Genomic DNA, 16,775 nt, shown 5'->3' on the forward strand with positions numbered 1-16,775 from the left:
CGAGGCGGATGGTTCACGAGGTGGTGGCTGATCACGCGGAGATGGCGTCGTTCCTCTGGGAGCTCCGCGAGATGGCCGTGAGGTCGCACCACTACACGCTGGCCGATCTCGCGGAGCTCGAGGAGCGCGTCGATGCCCACCTCGATGGGCTCCGGATCGCGGGGGAGCCCGGCTGGGAGCTCACGCTGGCCGCCCTCTCGACGAAGGATCCCGGCGCGTTCTTCGCGGCGGCCGTCGCCGCGGTCGAGGCGCGCGACTACCCGGGCTTCGCGGCCGTGCTCGACGCGACGGAGGAGGCGGACGAGCCCGCCGCCGGCATCGCGGGCGCCCTCGCGTGGGCGTCGCCGGCCGACGCGTTCGCGATCGTGGCGCCGATGCTGTCGGGGGCGCAGCCGCCGGCGCTGCGCCGCCTGGCGCTGGCCGCGTGCGTCGCGCACCGCCGCGATCCCGGGCAGCTCCTCGGCTACGCGATCTGCGACGGCGACGCGGCGGTCCGCGCGCTGGCCTTCCGCGCGGCCGGCGCGCTGGGCCGCGCCGATCTGGCGGGTGAGCTCCGCGGCGCGTGGGGCTCGGACGACGAGGCCGAGCGCTTCTGGTCGGCGTGGGCCGGCGCGCTGCTCGGGGCGCGCGGCGCGGACGAGGCGCTGTGGAGCGTCGCCGGGCGGAGCGGCGCGTTCGCCGAGGAGGCGGCCGACTGCGCCGCCCGCGTGAGCCCGCCGGGCGAGGCCCGCCGCCGGATCGAGGCGCTGATGCGGTCGCCCGGCCTCGGGCGGGTCTGCCTCGTCGCGGCGGGGGCGCTGGGCGATCCGGCGCTGCTGCCGTGGGTGCTCGACCGGCTGGACGTCGCGCCGCTCGCGCGGCTCGCCGGCGAGGCGCTCTCGCGCATCACAGGCGCGCCGATCGAGGGGGCGCTGCGCGGGGCCCCGGCGCCCGGCTTCGACGCCGGGCCGAGCGACGATCCGCGCGACGCCAGCGTGAAGATGGACCCGGACACGCAGCTCCCGTGGCCGCACGGGGTGAACGCGCGGGCGCTCTGGGCGGCGCACCGCGGGCGCTTCGCGTCGGGGGTGCGCCACGTGGAGGGCCGCCCGCTGGACGAAGGGGCGCTCGATCGCGTGCTCCGGCTCGGCGGCCAGCGGCGCCGCGCGGGCGCTGCGTTCGAGCGGGCGGCGCGCGCGCCGGGCCGCCCGCTGTTCGACGTGACCGCGCGGGTCGAGCGGCAGAGGGCCGCGCTCGGGGCCTCGCCGTGACGGCGCCGCCCGCGCCGCGCGCCCTCGGGCACGCCGCGGTCGCGGTGCGCCCCTTCCGCTCCCGGGGGCGGGTGATGCTCGCGGTGGTCGTCAAGGCGACCTTCCAGCTCGAGCACAAGCGCGCCATGTCGCCGCTCCCGCCCGCGCCGATCGTCGCGGCGGACGTGCGCGCGGGGCGCGCCGCGGCCGACCCGCGCGCCGCCATCTCGGCGGCCGCGGAGATGGCCCCGTTCCTTCCGCGCGCGGACGTCCTCCTCGGCGGGCACGCCTGGGCCCGCGGCCGGAGCCCGGCGCCGCTCGTCCCGGTCCGCCTGCGCGTCGGCCTCGACGCGGCCGTCCTCCTCGACAAGGCCCTGCACGTCTACGGCGATCGCGGCGGCAACGGCCGCGGCGCCCCGCAGCCGTTCCTCGCCATGCCGCTCGGCTACGAGCGCGCCCCCGGCGGGCCGGCCGACCCCGACAACCCGGCCGGCGTCGATCCGCGCGCCGGCCGCGCGCCCAACATCATCGATCCCCGGCAGCCTACCCGCGCGGCCGGCTTCGGGCCGATCGCGGCGCACTGGCCCGCGCGGCAGCGCCGGCTGGGCAACGCCGATCCGCGCGGCGTGCAGGCCCCGTGGCCCGTGGTCCCGGACGGCTTCGACTGGGCGTATTTCCAGGCGGCGCCGGTCGATCAACAGACGCCGTATCTCCGGGGGAACGAGTGGATCCTGATCGAGGGGATGCACCCGGATCTCGACCGCATCGAGGCCTGGTTGCCTGGCCCCGTCGCCGAGGCGCGGGTCGCGTTCGGGGGGGCGGCGCAGCCGCAGGCGTTGCCGCTGGTCGCCGACATGCTCGTGATCGACGCCGATCGCTGGCTTTGCTCGCTCGTGTGGCGCGCCAGCGCGGTGCTGCCGGGCGAGGAGGCCCTTGCCGGCGTCCGGGTCACGGCCAGGGTCGCGCTCCCGGGCGAGGACGTGCCGTGGGACCCCGCGGCAGCGCCGCCGGCCCGCGCGGAGAGGGCGCAGGCGGCGCCGCAGCAGGCGCGAGCGGCGCAGGCGGCGCCGCAGCAGGCGCGAGCGGCGCAGGCGCCGGCTGCGGCGAGCCCGCAGCGGGCAGGGCGCGCGGCGGAGCATCCGCTGGCGGGGACGGTGGCGCTCGATCCGGAGGAGGCGTCGGCTGCGGCGAGCCCGCAGCGGGCGGGGCGCGGGGCGGCGGACCATCCGCTGGCCGGGACGGTGCCGGTCGATCCGGACGAGGGGCAGCCGAACCCCGCCTTGCCGTTCCGGTCGCCCGCGGCCTCCGTGGGAGGACCGCGCCTCGAGAGATCTGGCACGGCGGAGATGCCCGCCGCAGCGGGGACGCCGCCCGCGGAGCCGCGGCGCGGCGGGCTGCCCTTCGTGGCGCCGGCGGCTGCGGGGGCAGCTTCAGGGGCGCTGCCGTTCGCGCCAGCCGTCCCGTCTTCCCCGGGCGCCCGCGATGGCGCGGCGGCGTGGGCGCTGCCGTTCGCCGCCCCCGCCGCGGCGTCGCCTGCGGCGCCGGTCCGATCGCCGGCGGCGGCGTCCGGCGTGCTGCCGTTCGCGCCGGCGCCGGCGGCGTCCGGCGTGCTGCCGTTCGTATCGCCGGCGGCGGCGTCCGGCGTGCTGCCGTTTGCGCCGGCGCCGTCCGCGCCCGTTCCCGCTGCTCCCCAGGCGCCGTCCGCGCCCCCTCCCGCGCCGTCCGCGCCGGAGCGCTCCTCGCCGTGGGCGTCGGGCGCGGCGCCCCGCGCCGCCTCCGAGCCGCAATCGCCGTGGGTGTCGGGCGCAGCCGCGGCTTCGGCGCACATCGCCTCGCCGCCCTCGCCGCCGCCCGCCGCGCCGTCGTACGCCCTCTCCCAGCCGCGCATCGCGCCGTCGTACGCCCTGGACTCGTCGCCTGCCGCCGCACCCTGGCCCGCCGCGGCGGCCGCCGCCGCCCCTGCCCGGCGCCCCGCGCGCCCGCGCCGGCAGCGCCTCGCCCCGGACGCGCGCCCCTCGTCGGAGCCGCTCATCCCGCCGCGCAAGCGCCGCCCCGCGAAGGTCGCGGCCGACGGCCTCGGCGCCTCGTTCCTCCGCTCGGTGCCCGACGTCGCGCCCACGCCCACCTGAACATGGACCTCCGCAACCGAACCCCCTTCGTCGCCGAGCGCATCGTCCACGTCGATGCCGCCGGCGCCGAGGTGCTCGTCGTCCTCGTCAAGGCGACGCTCGCCATCCACGCCGGCGGCCGCCTCGCGCCCGCGGCCGAGCAGGTGCCGCTCCAGCACGCCGACGCCTTCCACGGCGAGCCGGGCCTCTCGAGCGTCCGCTACGAGAGCGATCTCGCGCCGCACAAGGTCGGCACGGACGTCGTCGTCCTCGGCCACGCGTACCCGCCCGGCCGCCGCGACGCCGAGGTCCAGGTCTCCGTGCGCGTCGGCCCGATCCGCACGACCATCGCCGTCTTCGGCGACCGCACCTGGGCCCGCCCCGCGTCCCCCGCGCCCTTCGAGCGGATGCCGCTCGTGTACGAGCGCGCGTTCGGCGGGCGGGACGAGTCCGCCGAGTCCGCCGCCGACCACGAGGTCGAGCCGCGCAACCCCGTCGGACGCGGGTTCCGGGCGCGCCGCTCGCTCGTCGACCCCGCGCAGCTCGCCATGCCGAACCTCGAAGATCCCAGGAAGCCGCTCCGCTCCCCGGACGATCGCCCCGAGCCCGTCGGCCTCGGCTTCATCGGGCGCAGCTGGCAGCCGCGCCTGCGCTACGCCGCCACGGCGCCCGACCCCTCGTCGCCGCCGCCTCCCGCCGGGTCGCCGCCCCCTGCGCCGTCGCCGTTCCTGCCCGCCGCCTTCGACCCTCGCTACCACCAGGGCGCGCACCCGCGCCTCGTGGCCACGCCGCACCTGCGCGGCGGCGAGCCGGTCGAGCTCGTGCACCTGAGCCCCCTCGGCCCGCAGCGCTTCTCGCTGCCCCCCGCGGCGCCTCGCGCCGTGGTCCTCATCGACTCCGAGCGCCGCCCGCTCCCGCTGGTCCTCGACACCGTGGTCCTCGAGCCCGACGACCTCCGCGCCGTGCTCGTGTACCGGGGCGCCATGCCCGTCGGTCGCGATGTCTTCCGCGTGCGCCGCATCGAGGTGGAGCCCGCGCCCGCATGAGCACCGGAGCCGTCATCACCGCCGCCGGCATGGTCACCGCGCTCGGCGACACCGCCGCGTCCACCACGGCCGCGGTCCGCGCTCGCCTCACGCGCTTCCGCGAGTGGCCGAGCTACCCCTGCCTCCCCGCCGACCCGCCCCGCCCGGAGGAGCCCTTCTCCGTGGTCGCGGCGTACACCGATCTCCCCCGCGCGCTCGACCTCCCGGTCCGCTTGCTCGCGCTGGCGCTCCAGGACCTCGCGACCTCCGCCGATCTCGCGCGCGCCGACCTGGAGGACGCGTCGTTCTTCCTCGCGCGCCCCTCGCCGGGCCCCTCCGCGCACCACCACGAGCTGCGCGACGCCTTCCGGGAGAGGCTCGCGGACGCCGCCGGCATCGACGCCGTGACCCGCGGCCTCCTCGCCCCCGACGGGCACGCCGCCATGCTCCTCGGCCTGGCCCACGCGGCGCGCGCCGTCGAGGCCGACCCCGGCACGCCCTGGATCGTGGCCGGCGCCGACGCCCTGGTCGACGTGGGGCTGCTCGAGGCGCTCGACCACGCGCGCCGGCTCAAGAGCCGCCGCAACCTCGACGGGTTCATCCCGGGCGAGGCCGCGGCGGCGCTGCTCGTCGAGCACCGCCGCCGCGCCGAGGCGCGCGGCGCCCCCATCCTGGCCGAGATCGAGGGCTCGGGCGTCGGCCAGGAACCCCAGACCATCGAGAGCGGCGATCCCCCCTCGGGCGCGGCGCTCGCCGCGGCGCTCGCCGCCGCGTGCGCCGCCGGCGGCCCGCCCGCGTGGGTCCTCTGCGATCTCAACGGCGAGAGCTACAGGGCCAAGGAGTGGGGGCTCGCGCGCGTCCGCGCGCCGGCGCTCCTCGGGGGCGTGCGGGCGCTGTGGCACCCCGCCGACGGCTACGGCGACGTCGGCGCCGCGACCGGCGGGTGCCTCGCGGCCGCGTGCGTGCGATCGTTCGAGCGAGGCGCGGCGCGCGCGTCCCCCGCGGGGCGCGCCGCGCTCTTCGCGGGCTCCGGCGACGGGACGCGCGCCGCCGTGTGCCTCGTCTCGGCTGCAGCGAAGAGGGCGTGAAGGAGGAGCGATATGCCTGTCACCGTAGGAGTCAACTCACGCACGGTCGTCCACGCCGCGAGCAATGGAATGACCATCGCTTTCCCGGACGTGTGCCTCACCCCCGCGCCGCCCGCCCCGCCGGTCCCCGTGCCCTATCCCAACATCGCCATGTCGTCCGACGCCGCGAGCACCGCGAAGAACGTCAAGGCCGACGGCAACCCGCTCTGCCATCAGGACAGCAACTTCTCCCGCAGCAGCGGCGACGAGGCGGGCACGAACGGGGGCGTCGCCTCCGGCGTGAACATGAACAAGGCCGAGTTCATCAGCTACTCGTTCGACGTCAAGGTCGAGGGGAAAGGCTGCGCCCGCGCGCTCGATCTCATGCTCCACAACAGCAAGAACACCCCGCCCACGCCGGTCATCCAGCCGCCGCTCATCGTCATCGTCATGGAGGAGCCCCCGCCCGCGCCCGAGAACCCCAAGGACTGGGGCGTCGACAAGATCGAGGTGTTCTGAGGGGGCCGCCGCGGAGCGAGCCTCGACCCGCGCCCGCTGATGGACTGATGGACCGGACTCCCCGCTGATTCGTCCTGGAGCTCTCGCATGCCGACGATCAAGCAATACGTGAACCTCCCTGTCGCCGCGACCGGCGTGAACGGTCCTGTGCGGCAGCTGCGCGTCACGCCCAACCAGGTGCCCAACGTCGCGCCCGGCGATCGCGTGGACTGGTGGATCGAGCCCGACCCGGGCAACGAGAGCCTCGCATTCCAGTCGCTGACCGAGCGCACGAGGCTCGCGCACGGCGCGGCCCCCGGGGTGACGGTCGGCGCAGGGCACCACTTCGACAACACGCTGACGTTCACGCACATCGGCGGCGACAAGTACACGATCAAGGCGTCGCGCGACGGGCAGCGGGCGCAGTTCCTCGCCACCGACGAGTTCCAGACGTGGCGAAAGCTCTATTATACGGTCTGGTACTCCGGCGCGCAGACGCTCGCCACGTACAACAACATCGATCCGCGGTTCGTGGGCGAGTTCGCGCGGCACTTCATCGAGCTGGAGCGCAGGGCGGTCCTCCCGGCGCTCGCGACCGTGGACTCGGCCCGCGTCGACTTCCAGAGCCTGTCGCAGCAGGCGGTCAGCTCGCCGACCTTCGACTGGCCGTTCATGAACGGCGGCCCGAACGCGCTGCTCAACCTGCGCGTCGGCGGCGCGCCCCCCGGGGGAGGCACGCTGACCGACAAGCCGCTTCACATGGCCTTCCTGCTGGTGCCGAACTGCTATTACACGCAGCTGGAGCGGCGCGCGTTGCCCACGGCGAACAACGCGGTCGGGAGCATCACCACGTTCCGCACCGTGTGGCGTGACCCCACGAACGGCAACAACTTCATGTGGACGGCGCAGGCGTCGTGGCCGGCGGCCGGCGCCACCGACGTGCGGGCGTACTTCACCTTCACGCCCGGGTCGCCGAACCGCGTCAACTGGAACCTCACCACGCTGCCGGGCCTCACGGCCCACCTCGCCACGCCGGGCAACACGTACAACCTCACCTTCTCGTTCATCTGGAAGAGCTCGATCAACGGCTATAGCTGGGGCAATTTCTGCGTCGTCGGGTGCACGGGCCCCGGCCGGAGCGAGACGGCGGTCCTCGGCACCTTCGTCCACGAGATGGGGCACGGCATCGGGCAGACCGTCCGGCAGGAGCCGCAGTACAGCGCGACCGGCGTCGCGCTCGCCACGCAGCTCGCCAACCCCCGCTGGTACACCGACCAGTTCGGCGGGCAGGGCCCGCACTGCAACACGAACGCAGGCCTCACGCCGGACCCGTCCACCACGTCGGGCCAGCGGTACGACTGGTGGCCCGCGCTCGGTGGGCGGCTCTGCACCATCTACCACGCCGGCCACAGCAACCGCGACGACGGCGTCTTCTGCCCCGTGTGCGCCCCGCGCATCCGCCGCGTGCGCCTCGATACGCCGGCGCAGACCTCCCGCAACTGGAACCACTTTGGCTGAACCTCGCGGGCGGGGGGCGCGCTGCTCCCTCGACCCCGCGCCCCGCGCCGCACCCACGTCGAGAGGACCCCATGGACATCGAACCCCGGACACCCTTTGGCTTCGCCCCCCACGCGGGCTCGCCCGAGATCGCGGCCGGCAAGGAGGCCATCCGACTCGCGATCTCGCGGGTGTCCTTCGCGGCGGGCACGGTGGAGCTCGACGTCTCGGCGTCGTTCCTGTTCCCGGACGCCGTCGCGAGCCGCTACCGCGACGTCGAGGAGTCGATGGTCCTCGTCGTCCACGACATCGAGCAGGCGGACGGCGGCGCCCTGCTCGCGCGCAACACGTTCATCGAGTTCCCGGCGGGCGAGCGCGACGGCCCGAACCAGCTCGCCGAGCCCGCGCTGCCCATGCCGGGCCGCGGGAGCCTCGCGTCCGAGGGCTATCAGGGCGCCTGGCTCAACGTCACCGTCGCTTTCCCCTGCGCCGTGGCGGTGCCCCGTTACCGGCCGAGCGTCTATGTGTACCTCGTCCTCGAGAACTACGTGTCGAACGTGATAGGCATCGATCTCGTCGACAAGAAGGCCATCGACTTCTGACCGGCGGTGAACCCATGCTCGTCCGATCCGTCTCTTTCGGCCTGACCGCGGAGACGCCCGCGACCTCCGGCGCCGGCGTCGTCCTCGCCCAGCCGGGCCCGCCCACCGTCGAGGGCGGCGCCCTCGTCCACGTCGTCCACGGCAGCTCGCGCGTGCCCGCCGTCGATATCGAGGTCGAGCGCGCCGAGGTGCTCCGCGGCGTCTTTCTCACGCTGATCTACGCGCCCGCGCAGGGCGGCGTCACGGTGCCTCTGCTCGGGCCGAGGCTCGTCTTCCCCGACGACATCGACGACGTGGGCGCGGACCTCGTGGGCAGCTTCCGGTGCGAGATCGTCCTGGCACCCCGGGTCGGGGCGTTCTATCTGCACGCGGCGTATCGCCAGTACGTCTCCAACGTGGTTCGCCTCATGGCCCCGCCCGGTGCCCGATGACGCCTGTTTATTCCGTTATCGTCGTCACGTGGAACAACCTCCAGTACACGGCGCGATGTGTGGACGCGCTCCTCCGCACGCTCCCCTCGGACGCGGAGGTGGTCTTCGTCGACAACGGCTCGGAGGACGGCACCCCCGCTTACCTCACCGACGTCGCGCGCCGGCTCGGGGACGCCGCCAAGACGGTCTTCCTGGACGAGAACCTCGGCCTGGCCGGCGGCGCGAACCGGGGACTCGAGGTCGCTGCCGGGGAGTACCTGGTGTTCCTCGACAACGACGTCGTGGTGACGCCGAGGTGGCTGGAGGGGCTGCGAGAGTGCATGGAGGAGGCGCCGCGGGCCGTGCCCGGCGCGCGGCGCGTCGGGCTGGTCGGGCCCGTGACGAACAGCGCGCGCGGCCCGCAGAAGGTGCAGAACCCGCCGCCGTTCCAGCCGGAGGCGCTGAACGAGCTCGCGGCCGAGCACCGCGAGGCGTTCCGCCGGCGGTGGGCGCCGACGTTCGCCCTCTCGACCTTCTGCCTGATGATGCGCCGCGAGGTCTACGCCGAGATCGGCGGCCTCGACGAGCGCTTCTTCCCGGTGGGCCACGAGGGCCCCGACCTCGCCTTGCGGGCGCAGGAGCGCGGCTTCGAGTGCATGATCGCGAGCGACGTGTACGTGCACCACGAGGGGAGCGCCACGCTCAGCAAGGCGTTCCCGGGCGCGCAGGGCGGCCTCGGGGGCGCGGAGCTCTTCTTCGAGAAGTGGCGCGCCCGCCGCGCGGGGAAGACGCGGCTCGTGGCCGCGTACCGCGTCAGGGACGCGGAGGCGACGCTGCGCGAGAGCCTCGACGCGACAGCGCGGTTCGCCGACGCGATCGTCGTGCTGGACGACGGATCGACGGACGGGACGGGGGCGATCGCGCGGTCGCACCCCGCCGTGACCAGGTACGAGCGGACGGAGCTGCCGTCGATCGTCGATGAACGGCGCGATCGTGACCGCGCCCTGCAGATGGCGGCGGAGCTCTCCCCGGACTGGGTCATCGCGGTCGACGCCGACGAGGTGTTCGAGATGGACCGCGCGCGCGCCGAGCGCCTCATGCAGCTCGCCGATCCGCACATCAAGGCGCTCGGCTTCCACTGGTACACGTTCTGGGAGCCGACGCGCACGTACTTCCGGGCGGACGGCGCGCTCGGGGCCATGTCGGGGTACCGCATGTACCGGAATGAGCCGGGCATGCGCGTCGCCCGGGGGGCCGGGGGCGGCCTGCCCGGCGGCGGCATCCCCGAGATGCCGGACGGGTGCGGGCGCTTCACCGACGTCCGCGTGCGGCGGCTCGGCTACGACACCGAGGCGTCACGGCAGGCGCGGCTCGCGCTCCACGGGCGGCCGGACCCGTCCACGCCGCCGCGCGCGGGCGCGCCCCCCGAGCTGGCCGATCTCGCGAGCAACACGGTGACGCTGCGCAGGTATGCGCCCGCGTCCGGCGTATCGCTCTGCATCATCGCGAGGAACGAGGCGGAGCGGCTGGAGCGGTTCCTCGCGTTCCTCGAGCCGTTCGTCGACGAGATATGCGTCGTCGACAACGGCAGCGACGACGCGACGGTCGAGATCGCGCGGAGGTTCACCGACCGGATTCGCGTCCACCGGACGGACCGGCTGGATCTGGCCGAGGTGCGCAACGTGGGCCTGGAGATGGCCACGCGGCCCTGGATCTTGAGCCTCGACCCGGACGAGGAGCTCGCCCACTGGGATCTGCCGCGCGTCGTGCGGCTCATGGATGACCTCGACGTCCATGCCTATTCGTTCGAGATCGCCAATCATCAGAAGGACGGCCCGCCCGTCATGACGATCGCCGTGCGGCTGTTCCGCAACGACGCGCGGATCCGGTACGGGCGCGCCGTCCACGAGACGGTGCAGCCGAGCCTCGACCGGCACCCGGAGCTGGTCGTCCGCCCGTCCGGCGTGGAGATCCAGCACTACGGCTTCCTGAAGGACGACGGCGTCATGGAAGAGAAGCTGTCGCGCTACCTGGAGGCGAATCAGCGCATGCGCGAGGAGGATCCGGCGGATCCGATGCCCTGGTACAACGAGGGTCTCCACCTCCTGAACGACGGCCGCGACGACGAGGCGATCGCCTTTCTGGAGAGGGCCATGGTGCTCGGCCAGCGCTTCCTCTCGCCGCGATCGAGCCTGGCGCAGATCTACCAGCACCGGGCGCTCGCGCTGTGGCAGAGCATGGTCGCCGAGCTCCCGCCGGGTCACCCCGTGCGGCCGACGGCGGAGGAGAGCGCGGCGGCGCTGGGCCGCATCACGCCGGCGCGGATGCTGGTGGGGCAGGCGCGCCGGCGCAGGCTCCAGGGGCCGTCGCATGGCGAGTGAGGGGCGGCGCGCGTTCATCGCGCAGGTCACCGCGGGGGCCGGCCTCGTGGCGCTCGGCGGCTGCGGCGGCGCGCCCGGGGCGGCAGGCGCGATCGCGGGGGCGAGGGGCGCGCCTGCGGCGGGGAAGGCCGCGCCAACGGCGCCGGCCGTGGCGGCGCCTTCCATCGAGGCCGCGCTGCGGGGCGGCGTGCTCGCGCTCCGCTACCGGTACCCGAGCTCCATCGGCGAGCGGCTCGTCGCCGCCCCGTGGGCCGCCACGCTCATGGTCGCCATCCACCCGGCGTCGGCGTCCCCTACCTGCCGGAGCCTCGCGAGCGGGGCGCTCCGCACCAAGGCTCCCGTGCTGGATCGAGGGATGTTCCGCGCAGAGGCCGAGGTCGATCTGGCGGCGTTCTTCGGCCTGAAGGCGCCGTTCGTGCGCTATGTGCACGCGTCGTTCCTCCACCTCCGGTCCGACGTGCTGCGCGTCGCGGCCGGGTGAGCCGAGCGCGAGCACGCCTGTCGTGACCGAGCGCGCGGCGCGTGCGCCTCGGGGCCGCGCGGGCTGCTGACCTGGGCATTCGCGTTCATCCGTAGGACAGCAAGGATGTCCTACGTCCGGAGAGGCCTTGCTCGATGACGGAGATACGAGACATCGGGGGTTCCTTCGGAGGAGACGTGACCCGGAGCTGCACGCCGTCATGATTCCGCGTCGTCGTTGGCGTAGGACCCGAACTCGTTTGACACCGGCGTGCGGCCTAGCTTCTGGAGCTCGCGCTTCGTGGCGCGGACCACGTGCCGCATAGTGACGATCCCGCCGTCGCTCGCGGCGAGGAAGGCCGCGGCGACCGCGATGTTCTTGATGTTGCCGCCCGAGAACTTGAACTGACGCGCCATGAACGCCAGATCGAGCTCCGCGTCGCGCGGGGTATCGATGGGCCAGACCTGTCGCCAGATGCGGAGGCGCTCCTCCTCCTCCGGGAGCGGGAACGTGATCATGAACGCCATGCGGCGCGCGAATGCGTCGTCCAGGTTCCTCCGCAGGTTCGTCGCGAGGACCGTGATCCCTTCGTACTCCTCCATCCGCTGGAGCAGGTAGCTCGTCTCGATGTTGGCATACCGATCGTGCGCGTCCTTGACCTCGGAGCGCTTCCCGAAGAGCGCGTCCGCCTCGTCGAAGAAGAGGATGGCGTTGCTCGTCTCGGCGGCCGCGAAGATCTGCGACAGGTTCTTCTCGGTCTCGCCGATGTACTTGCTCACCACCGAGGAGAGATCGATGCGATAGAGATCGAGCCGCAGCGCGCCCGCGATGATCTCCGCGGCCATCGTCTTGCCCGTGCCGGAGGGGCCCGCGAACAGGACGTTCAGCCCGCGACCGAGCGAGAGCTTGCCCGCGAAGCCCCACTCGTCGAGCACGCGGCCGCGGTGGGTCACGCGATCGCAGATCTCGCGGAGCTGCCGTACCGCGTCCTCCGCGAGCACGAGATCATCCCAGCGATAACGCGGGCGGATCCTCCGCGCGAGCTGGTCGACGGCGTGGCTCGAGCGGCCGCGGCACGCGTCGTAGACGTCGTCCACCGCGGGCGCGTCCTCGTCCCCTCGGAGGCGCGCGCGGCGCCTCGCGCCCGCGGCTGCGCCCCGGATCTGCGCGGCGCTGAAGCGAAACTTGGCCGCGACGGCGTCGATCTCGGCGCCGAAGCCGGGCAGCGCCTCTCGCCACAGCGCCGCGCGCTCCACGCCGTTCGGCATGGGCACGTCGATCTCGACGAAGTCGACGCGCTCCGACGGCTCCGGCTCCCACGGCGCGTCGCGGGACACGAAGATTGCGAGCCCCCCTGGCAGCTGCGGCAGCTCGCGGGCGAGCGCCTCGAGGATGCGCGGCATCCTGGCTCCAGCGTCGCCGAGGAAGAGCGCCGCGCCGCGCAGGACGGCCTCGCGCAGGAGCAGCGACAGCGGCCCCGCCGGAGGATCCGGGAGCGCCGCGAGGTGCTCGCCGTCGACGGCGAGCACCTCGCGGCCGGCGCGCGCGCACGCGGCGCTCGCGACGTCGAGGCCGTCGCCGTGGCATGGCTCGCGGAGGTGCACGAGGAGCGACCGCGCGACGCCGCCGCAGCGCGCGAGCTCACGCGCGAGCTCGTCGACGCGCGCGGCCGCGAACGCGGGCTCGTGCCGGGGAGCGCGCCGGACGCGGCGGACAAAGGGCGCGAGCGACGGGTCGACCTCGTCGGAGTCGAAGAGGTGGCGCACGATGCGCTCGTCGAGCTTGAGGGTGGAGGCCAACCACGGCGCGTGCAGGCGCCCGTCGTCCCCGAGCAGCCGCACGATCGCGTGGCGGACGAGCGGCGCGTCGGAGAAGAAGCGCGAGGCGGCGTCGAGCTTCTCTTCCAGCGAGCTCGAAAGCAGGTTCAACGCCAGATCGACGCTCAGGCGGCGACGCGTCGAATCGCCCTGGAGGAGCGCGAAGACCTCCTCGTAGCGAAGATCGACCTCCGAGGCGAGGCACAAGAGGACGATGTCGGCGTCGAGCGGCGTCAGGCCGAAGCGCCTGCAAAGCTCGACGAAGCGGAGAGGGACCCCGGATCGAAGCGATTCCTCGCGTCGCTCGCGGAGCTCCGCGCAGATTGCCTCCCAGCCGCTCGACCACTTCTCTGTCGGCTCCGCGCGGGACGAGCTCCACGACGGCAGCCCGCCGGGACCGGAGAGGAGGTCATCGAGCGCGCCCCCGGTGGTCTGGAGCAGCTCCGCGGAGCCGGTCGCCTGGCGCGCGCGCCAGACGCACAGACGGATGATGGCGTCGATCCGATCGATCTCAGCGAGCAGGTGCTCGCGCGAAGAGGAATAAGCGATCATCGAAGCGCTCGAGAGGATCCGTGCCTCAGAAGGTGAAGTTCAGGGCTGCGCCGAAGCGGAACCAGCGCATCGCCGCCGGGTCGTCCCGAATCTCGTGGCCGAGCGCGCCCTCGACCCGAAGGTCGATGTTGGGCATGCTCGGGAGCATGCCCGAGGTGAGGCCAATGGAGAGCCCGCCTTCGGCATACGGGGACGTTCGCGCCGGCACGGGCGCTCGCGGATCGGTCCTCTCGTCGCGGAACTGATGGTAGACACCGCCGGTCCCGAAGAGGCCGAAGGTGGCGGCGAAGTTCGCCGGCGATGTGCGCCACTCGAGCGCTGCCGTCGCGCCGAGCAGGAGCGCTTCCCGATAGAGCGGGGGCAGGGTCGAGAGATAAATGCCCTGCGCGCCGAGGCGCAGCTCGAGCTGGCGTTGGCGCGTAAGGGGAAGCCCGACGGTGAAGGCGCCACCGAGCGCAATCGCGCTGCCCCCGGGAAAAAGCATACCGCCGGCGAGGAAGTCGAGCCGGTAGTCCGGCGACCGCCGCGTGATCCCGTTGAGCGCGACGGAGCACCCGGGGAACGCGGCCTCCAGAAAGAGCTGGGCAAAACGGAAGTGCCGCTCGTTGTACTGCGCGAAGCGACCGTAACTATAGCGGTCGCCCAGCTGCGTCAGGTCGGTCCGCACGCGCTCGTCGCGCGCCCACTGAGGGACGCGCTGCCGCACCGCGGGATCGTCCTCGCGGTACTCGTCCCCCATCCCGAGGAGCTGGTGGCCCGACTCGTGGACGACGAATCCGGTGTTCATGTCCCGCGCGCAGATCGTGCCGGCGTCGCCGCGCCCGCCGCGATTGACGACGTTCACGGTCCTGTTCGGGCTCGAGGCATCGAGCGTCGCCGCGGGGACGATCTCGATGTCTCGGTTGGCGCAGTTGTTCTCGCACCCCGTGATCCGCGCGGTGAACTGGTCGCGCAGTCCCGCGTTGACCGCGGCGACGTACTCGCGCCCGATCTCCTGGACCCGCGCGGCGGAGAGCGGGGTCACCGCGGTCGTGCTGGCCGGCTCCTCGCAGATGCCCGGGGTCCCCGATGTCGCCTGCTGGACGAAGTTGAACTTGTACGGGAGCCTCATCTGGCAAGTCTGCGCGTCGAATTGCACGGCGACCTCGCCCTGGCTGATGCTCTGCTGCGGAGCGCTCCCCACCGCGGGCGCGAACTCTTCCCGATGGACCGTGCCCGAGATGGTGTCCCCGGACCGGGTGGGCGCGCTCTGGACGGTCTCCACGAAGTCCGTGGTGCCACCGCCCGAGCGATCCTGGAACCTCCTCTGTCGGAACGGGGCCGCCTGGCGGGTGATGACGCTGCGGCCCGCGCCGCCTTGCCGCTGGACGACGTGCGCGAGCTCGTGCGCGAGGAGCCTCGCTCCTTCGTGTGTGGCCGGCGCGAACTCACCGCGCGCAAAGGCGATGTCGTCGCCGAGCGAGAAGGCGCGCGCGTGGATCGCGTCCGCCGCGTCGGCCGCGCGCGCGTGGTCGTGGATGCGCACGCGCGAGAAATCGTGCTGGAAGCGTGGCTCGAAGAAGCTCCGGACGCCGGGCGACATGGGCGCTCCGCCCTCCGCGACCGCCGCCGCTGCCGCGCCAGCGCCCGCGGCCGCCAGTCCGCGCGCGTCCGGCTTGGTCAGGACGACCCCGTCCTGCTCCTCCTCGTGCGCGGCGCATGCGCCGCACTTGCGGCGGATGACGGGCGCCGGCGCCGCCGCGGCGCTCTCGCCGCGCGCGGGCGGCGCGGCCGGATCCCGGGCAGGCGCCGGCATCCGCATGACCGCGTCCGCGAGCCGATCCGCCTCGTGCTCGAGCGGGTCGTCCACGGAGCCCACCCTCAGCTTCGGTTGAACCGCGCGCGCGGCGCCTTCGCTGGCGGGAGACGGCGGAGCCGAGAAGCGTCGCGCGAGCGTGACGCCCCCGGGCGCACGCGGAGAGGGCGTGTCGCCGCGCGGCGCCGCCGAGGAGGAGCGCTGTCGAGAGCATTCGCCGCATACGGGGGCCGCGGAGATGGCCCCGGGCTCCACTCCTGCCGCGCTCACGCCTCGGGTCGCTCCCGGAGACGGCGCCCGCCAGAGGGGGGGCTGCGCGCGCACCGCGCGATTCGCGATCGCGGGCTGCGTTCCTCGAGCCAGCTCTCGGACATCGAACATGGATATACGGTAACAGCGTATCAGACCGATGTCGACGCGCGATATGCGCTAGTCTTTCTCCGGTTCCGGTTCCGGTTCCGGGCCGGCGATGGGCTGGTCGCAGATCGCGCGCTCGGTATCGGTGACGCAGCCGAGGTCGAGGACCTCGGCGCGGCTCGAGGTCGCGCTCTGACAGAGGCGGTGCATGCCGCTCGGACCGCATTCGTCGCGGAGATCGACGAGGGTCGAGCAGTCCCGCGCCACGATCCGCTCGTGGCTCGGGCCCCGCTGCGCGCCGTGCGCGTCGGACCCGCTTGCGAGCCGATATTCGAGCCATGCAATGCGGTACGAGTCCCCCGCGCCTCGTCCGATCACCGCGAAGCGCCGCCCGGATCCATCGGTGAAGTTGCCCGTCCAGACAGCGACGAACGGGCTCCGCGCCCTCGATGCGTCGAGGATGCGTGCGCGGGTCTGCTCGGCGCAGGCATGGCCGCAGACGCCGCGGCGCGCGTCGTCGCGGAGCTCCTGCGCTGCGCCGCGCGCCTCAGGCTCCGATCCGGAGAGCATTTCCGGGATCACGCGCTCGAGCGTGCACGGCTCCGGCGGCCGCGCCCCAGGCGGCGTGCGTCCGCGCGCATGTCCGCACGCGGACGACAGCGCGCTGACCGCGATAACGAGCGTCCATGCGCCGTGCGTCCCCCACGCCGCCCTCCCCATCGACGCGCTTTGTACCATCACGGTGGAACATACACCAGCGGCGCTCCGCGCATCGAGGACACGCGGCTCCAGGCGCCGGCGCGCAAACGGCCGATCCATCAAGGAAAGGCGCGCGTGTTCGTCGACGCCGACGCCTCGCCTGTACGGATCTCCTACGGATGTGGCTATGGCGCGATCCCGCGCCGGGAGCCGGCCTTTGTCCTCGCGAGGGCCGACGCGCTGATCTATGCTGCATCCGCGTGCGCGAGACGATAACA

At 73.9% G+C, this 16,775-nt stretch carries 13 protein-coding genes; 10 read left to right on the plus strand and 3 right to left on the minus strand.

Features of this window, described 5'->3' with window-relative positions; all coding sequences use genetic code 11:
- The first annotated feature begins 20 nt into the window (after nucleotides 1–20).
- The 10 genes from WMF29_RS44180 (at nucleotide 21) to WMF29_RS44225 (ending at nucleotide 11,298) form a co-directional block, all read left to right on the plus strand.
- Nucleotides 21–1,250, plus strand: a complete 1,230-nt coding sequence (locus tag WMF29_RS44180) for a TIGR02270 family protein (RefSeq protein WP_437326043.1) — start codon at nucleotides 21–23, stop codon at nucleotides 1,248–1,250.
- The gene (locus WMF29_RS44185; RefSeq protein WP_437326044.1) at nucleotides 1,247–3,358 is read left to right on the plus strand and encodes a DUF2169 domain-containing protein; all 2,112 of its coding nucleotides are present in this window, start codon (nucleotides 1,247–1,249) and stop codon (nucleotides 3,356–3,358) included. The genes WMF29_RS44180 and WMF29_RS44185 overlap by 4 nt, the downstream gene beginning before the upstream one ends.
- 2 nt (nucleotides 3,359–3,360) lie before the next feature.
- Nucleotides 3,361–4,383: a DUF2169 family type VI secretion system accessory protein gene (locus WMF29_RS44190; RefSeq protein WP_437326045.1), complete on the plus strand. Its 1,023-nt coding sequence runs from the start codon at nucleotides 3,361–3,363 to the stop codon at nucleotides 4,381–4,383.
- Nucleotides 4,380–5,450 carry a hypothetical protein gene (locus tag WMF29_RS44195; RefSeq protein WP_437326046.1) on the plus strand — a complete coding sequence of 357 codons (1,071 nt, stop codon included), beginning with the start codon at nucleotides 4,380–4,382 and terminating at the stop codon, nucleotides 5,448–5,450. The genes WMF29_RS44190 and WMF29_RS44195 overlap by 4 nt, the downstream gene beginning before the upstream one ends.
- A 12-nt stretch (nucleotides 5,451–5,462) precedes the next feature.
- Nucleotides 5,463–5,948 (plus strand): DUF4150 domain-containing protein, encoded by a 486-nt coding sequence (locus WMF29_RS44200; protein WP_272096004.1) that lies wholly within the window; start codon nucleotides 5,463–5,465, stop codon nucleotides 5,946–5,948.
- Between the two features lie 87 nt (nucleotides 5,949–6,035).
- A complete protein-coding gene (locus WMF29_RS44205; protein WP_437326047.1) occupies nucleotides 6,036–7,445 on the plus strand; it encodes a hypothetical protein in 1,410 nt (469 codons plus the stop codon).
- A gap of 71 nt (nucleotides 7,446–7,516) precedes the next feature.
- Entirely contained in the window at nucleotides 7,517–8,026 is a 510-nt protein-coding gene (locus tag WMF29_RS44210) for a hypothetical protein (RefSeq protein WP_437326048.1), read from the plus strand.
- A 14-nt stretch (nucleotides 8,027–8,040) separates the two neighbouring features.
- The gene (locus tag WMF29_RS44215; protein ID WP_012240971.1) at nucleotides 8,041–8,457 is read left to right on the plus strand and encodes a hypothetical protein; all 417 of its coding nucleotides are present in this window, start codon (nucleotides 8,041–8,043) and stop codon (nucleotides 8,455–8,457) included.
- On the plus strand, nucleotides 8,454–10,817 hold the full coding sequence (locus tag WMF29_RS44220) for a glycosyltransferase (protein ID WP_437326049.1): 2,364 nt from the start codon (nucleotides 8,454–8,456) through the stop codon (nucleotides 10,815–10,817). Before WMF29_RS44215 ends, WMF29_RS44220 begins: the two co-directional genes overlap by 4 nt.
- Nucleotides 10,807–11,298, plus strand: coding sequence for a hypothetical protein (locus WMF29_RS44225; protein WP_437326050.1), 492 nt, complete (start codon nucleotides 10,807–10,809; stop codon nucleotides 11,296–11,298). Before WMF29_RS44220 ends, WMF29_RS44225 begins: the two co-directional genes overlap by 11 nt.
- A 197-nt stretch (nucleotides 11,299–11,495) precedes the next feature.
- Here WMF29_RS44225 and WMF29_RS44230 read toward each other — a convergent pair whose 3' ends face one another.
- The 3 genes from WMF29_RS44230 to WMF29_RS44240 all read right to left on the minus strand — a co-directional run bounded on the left by WMF29_RS44230 (nucleotide 11,496) and on the right by WMF29_RS44240 (nucleotide 16,539).
- Nucleotides 11,496–13,646 carry an ATP-binding protein gene (locus tag WMF29_RS44230; protein WP_437326051.1) on the minus strand — a complete coding sequence of 717 codons (2,151 nt, stop codon included), beginning with the start codon at nucleotides 13,644–13,646 and terminating at the stop codon, nucleotides 11,496–11,498.
- Between the two features lie 25 nt (nucleotides 13,647–13,671).
- On the minus strand, nucleotides 13,672–15,495 hold the full coding sequence (locus tag WMF29_RS44235; protein ID WP_437326052.1) for an eCIS core domain-containing protein: 1,824 nt from the start codon (nucleotides 15,493–15,495) through the stop codon (nucleotides 13,672–13,674).
- A gap of 375 nt (nucleotides 15,496–15,870) precedes the next feature.
- Nucleotides 15,871–16,539, minus strand: a complete 669-nt coding sequence (locus tag WMF29_RS44240) for a hypothetical protein (protein WP_437326053.1) — start codon at nucleotides 16,537–16,539, stop codon at nucleotides 15,871–15,873.
- Between the last annotated feature and the right edge of the window lie 236 nt (nucleotides 16,540–16,775).

The organism is Sorangium sp. So ce381 (assembly GCF_051473845.1).
Taxonomy (GTDB): domain Bacteria; phylum Myxococcota_A; class Polyangia; order Polyangiales; family Polyangiaceae; genus Sorangium; species Sorangium atrum.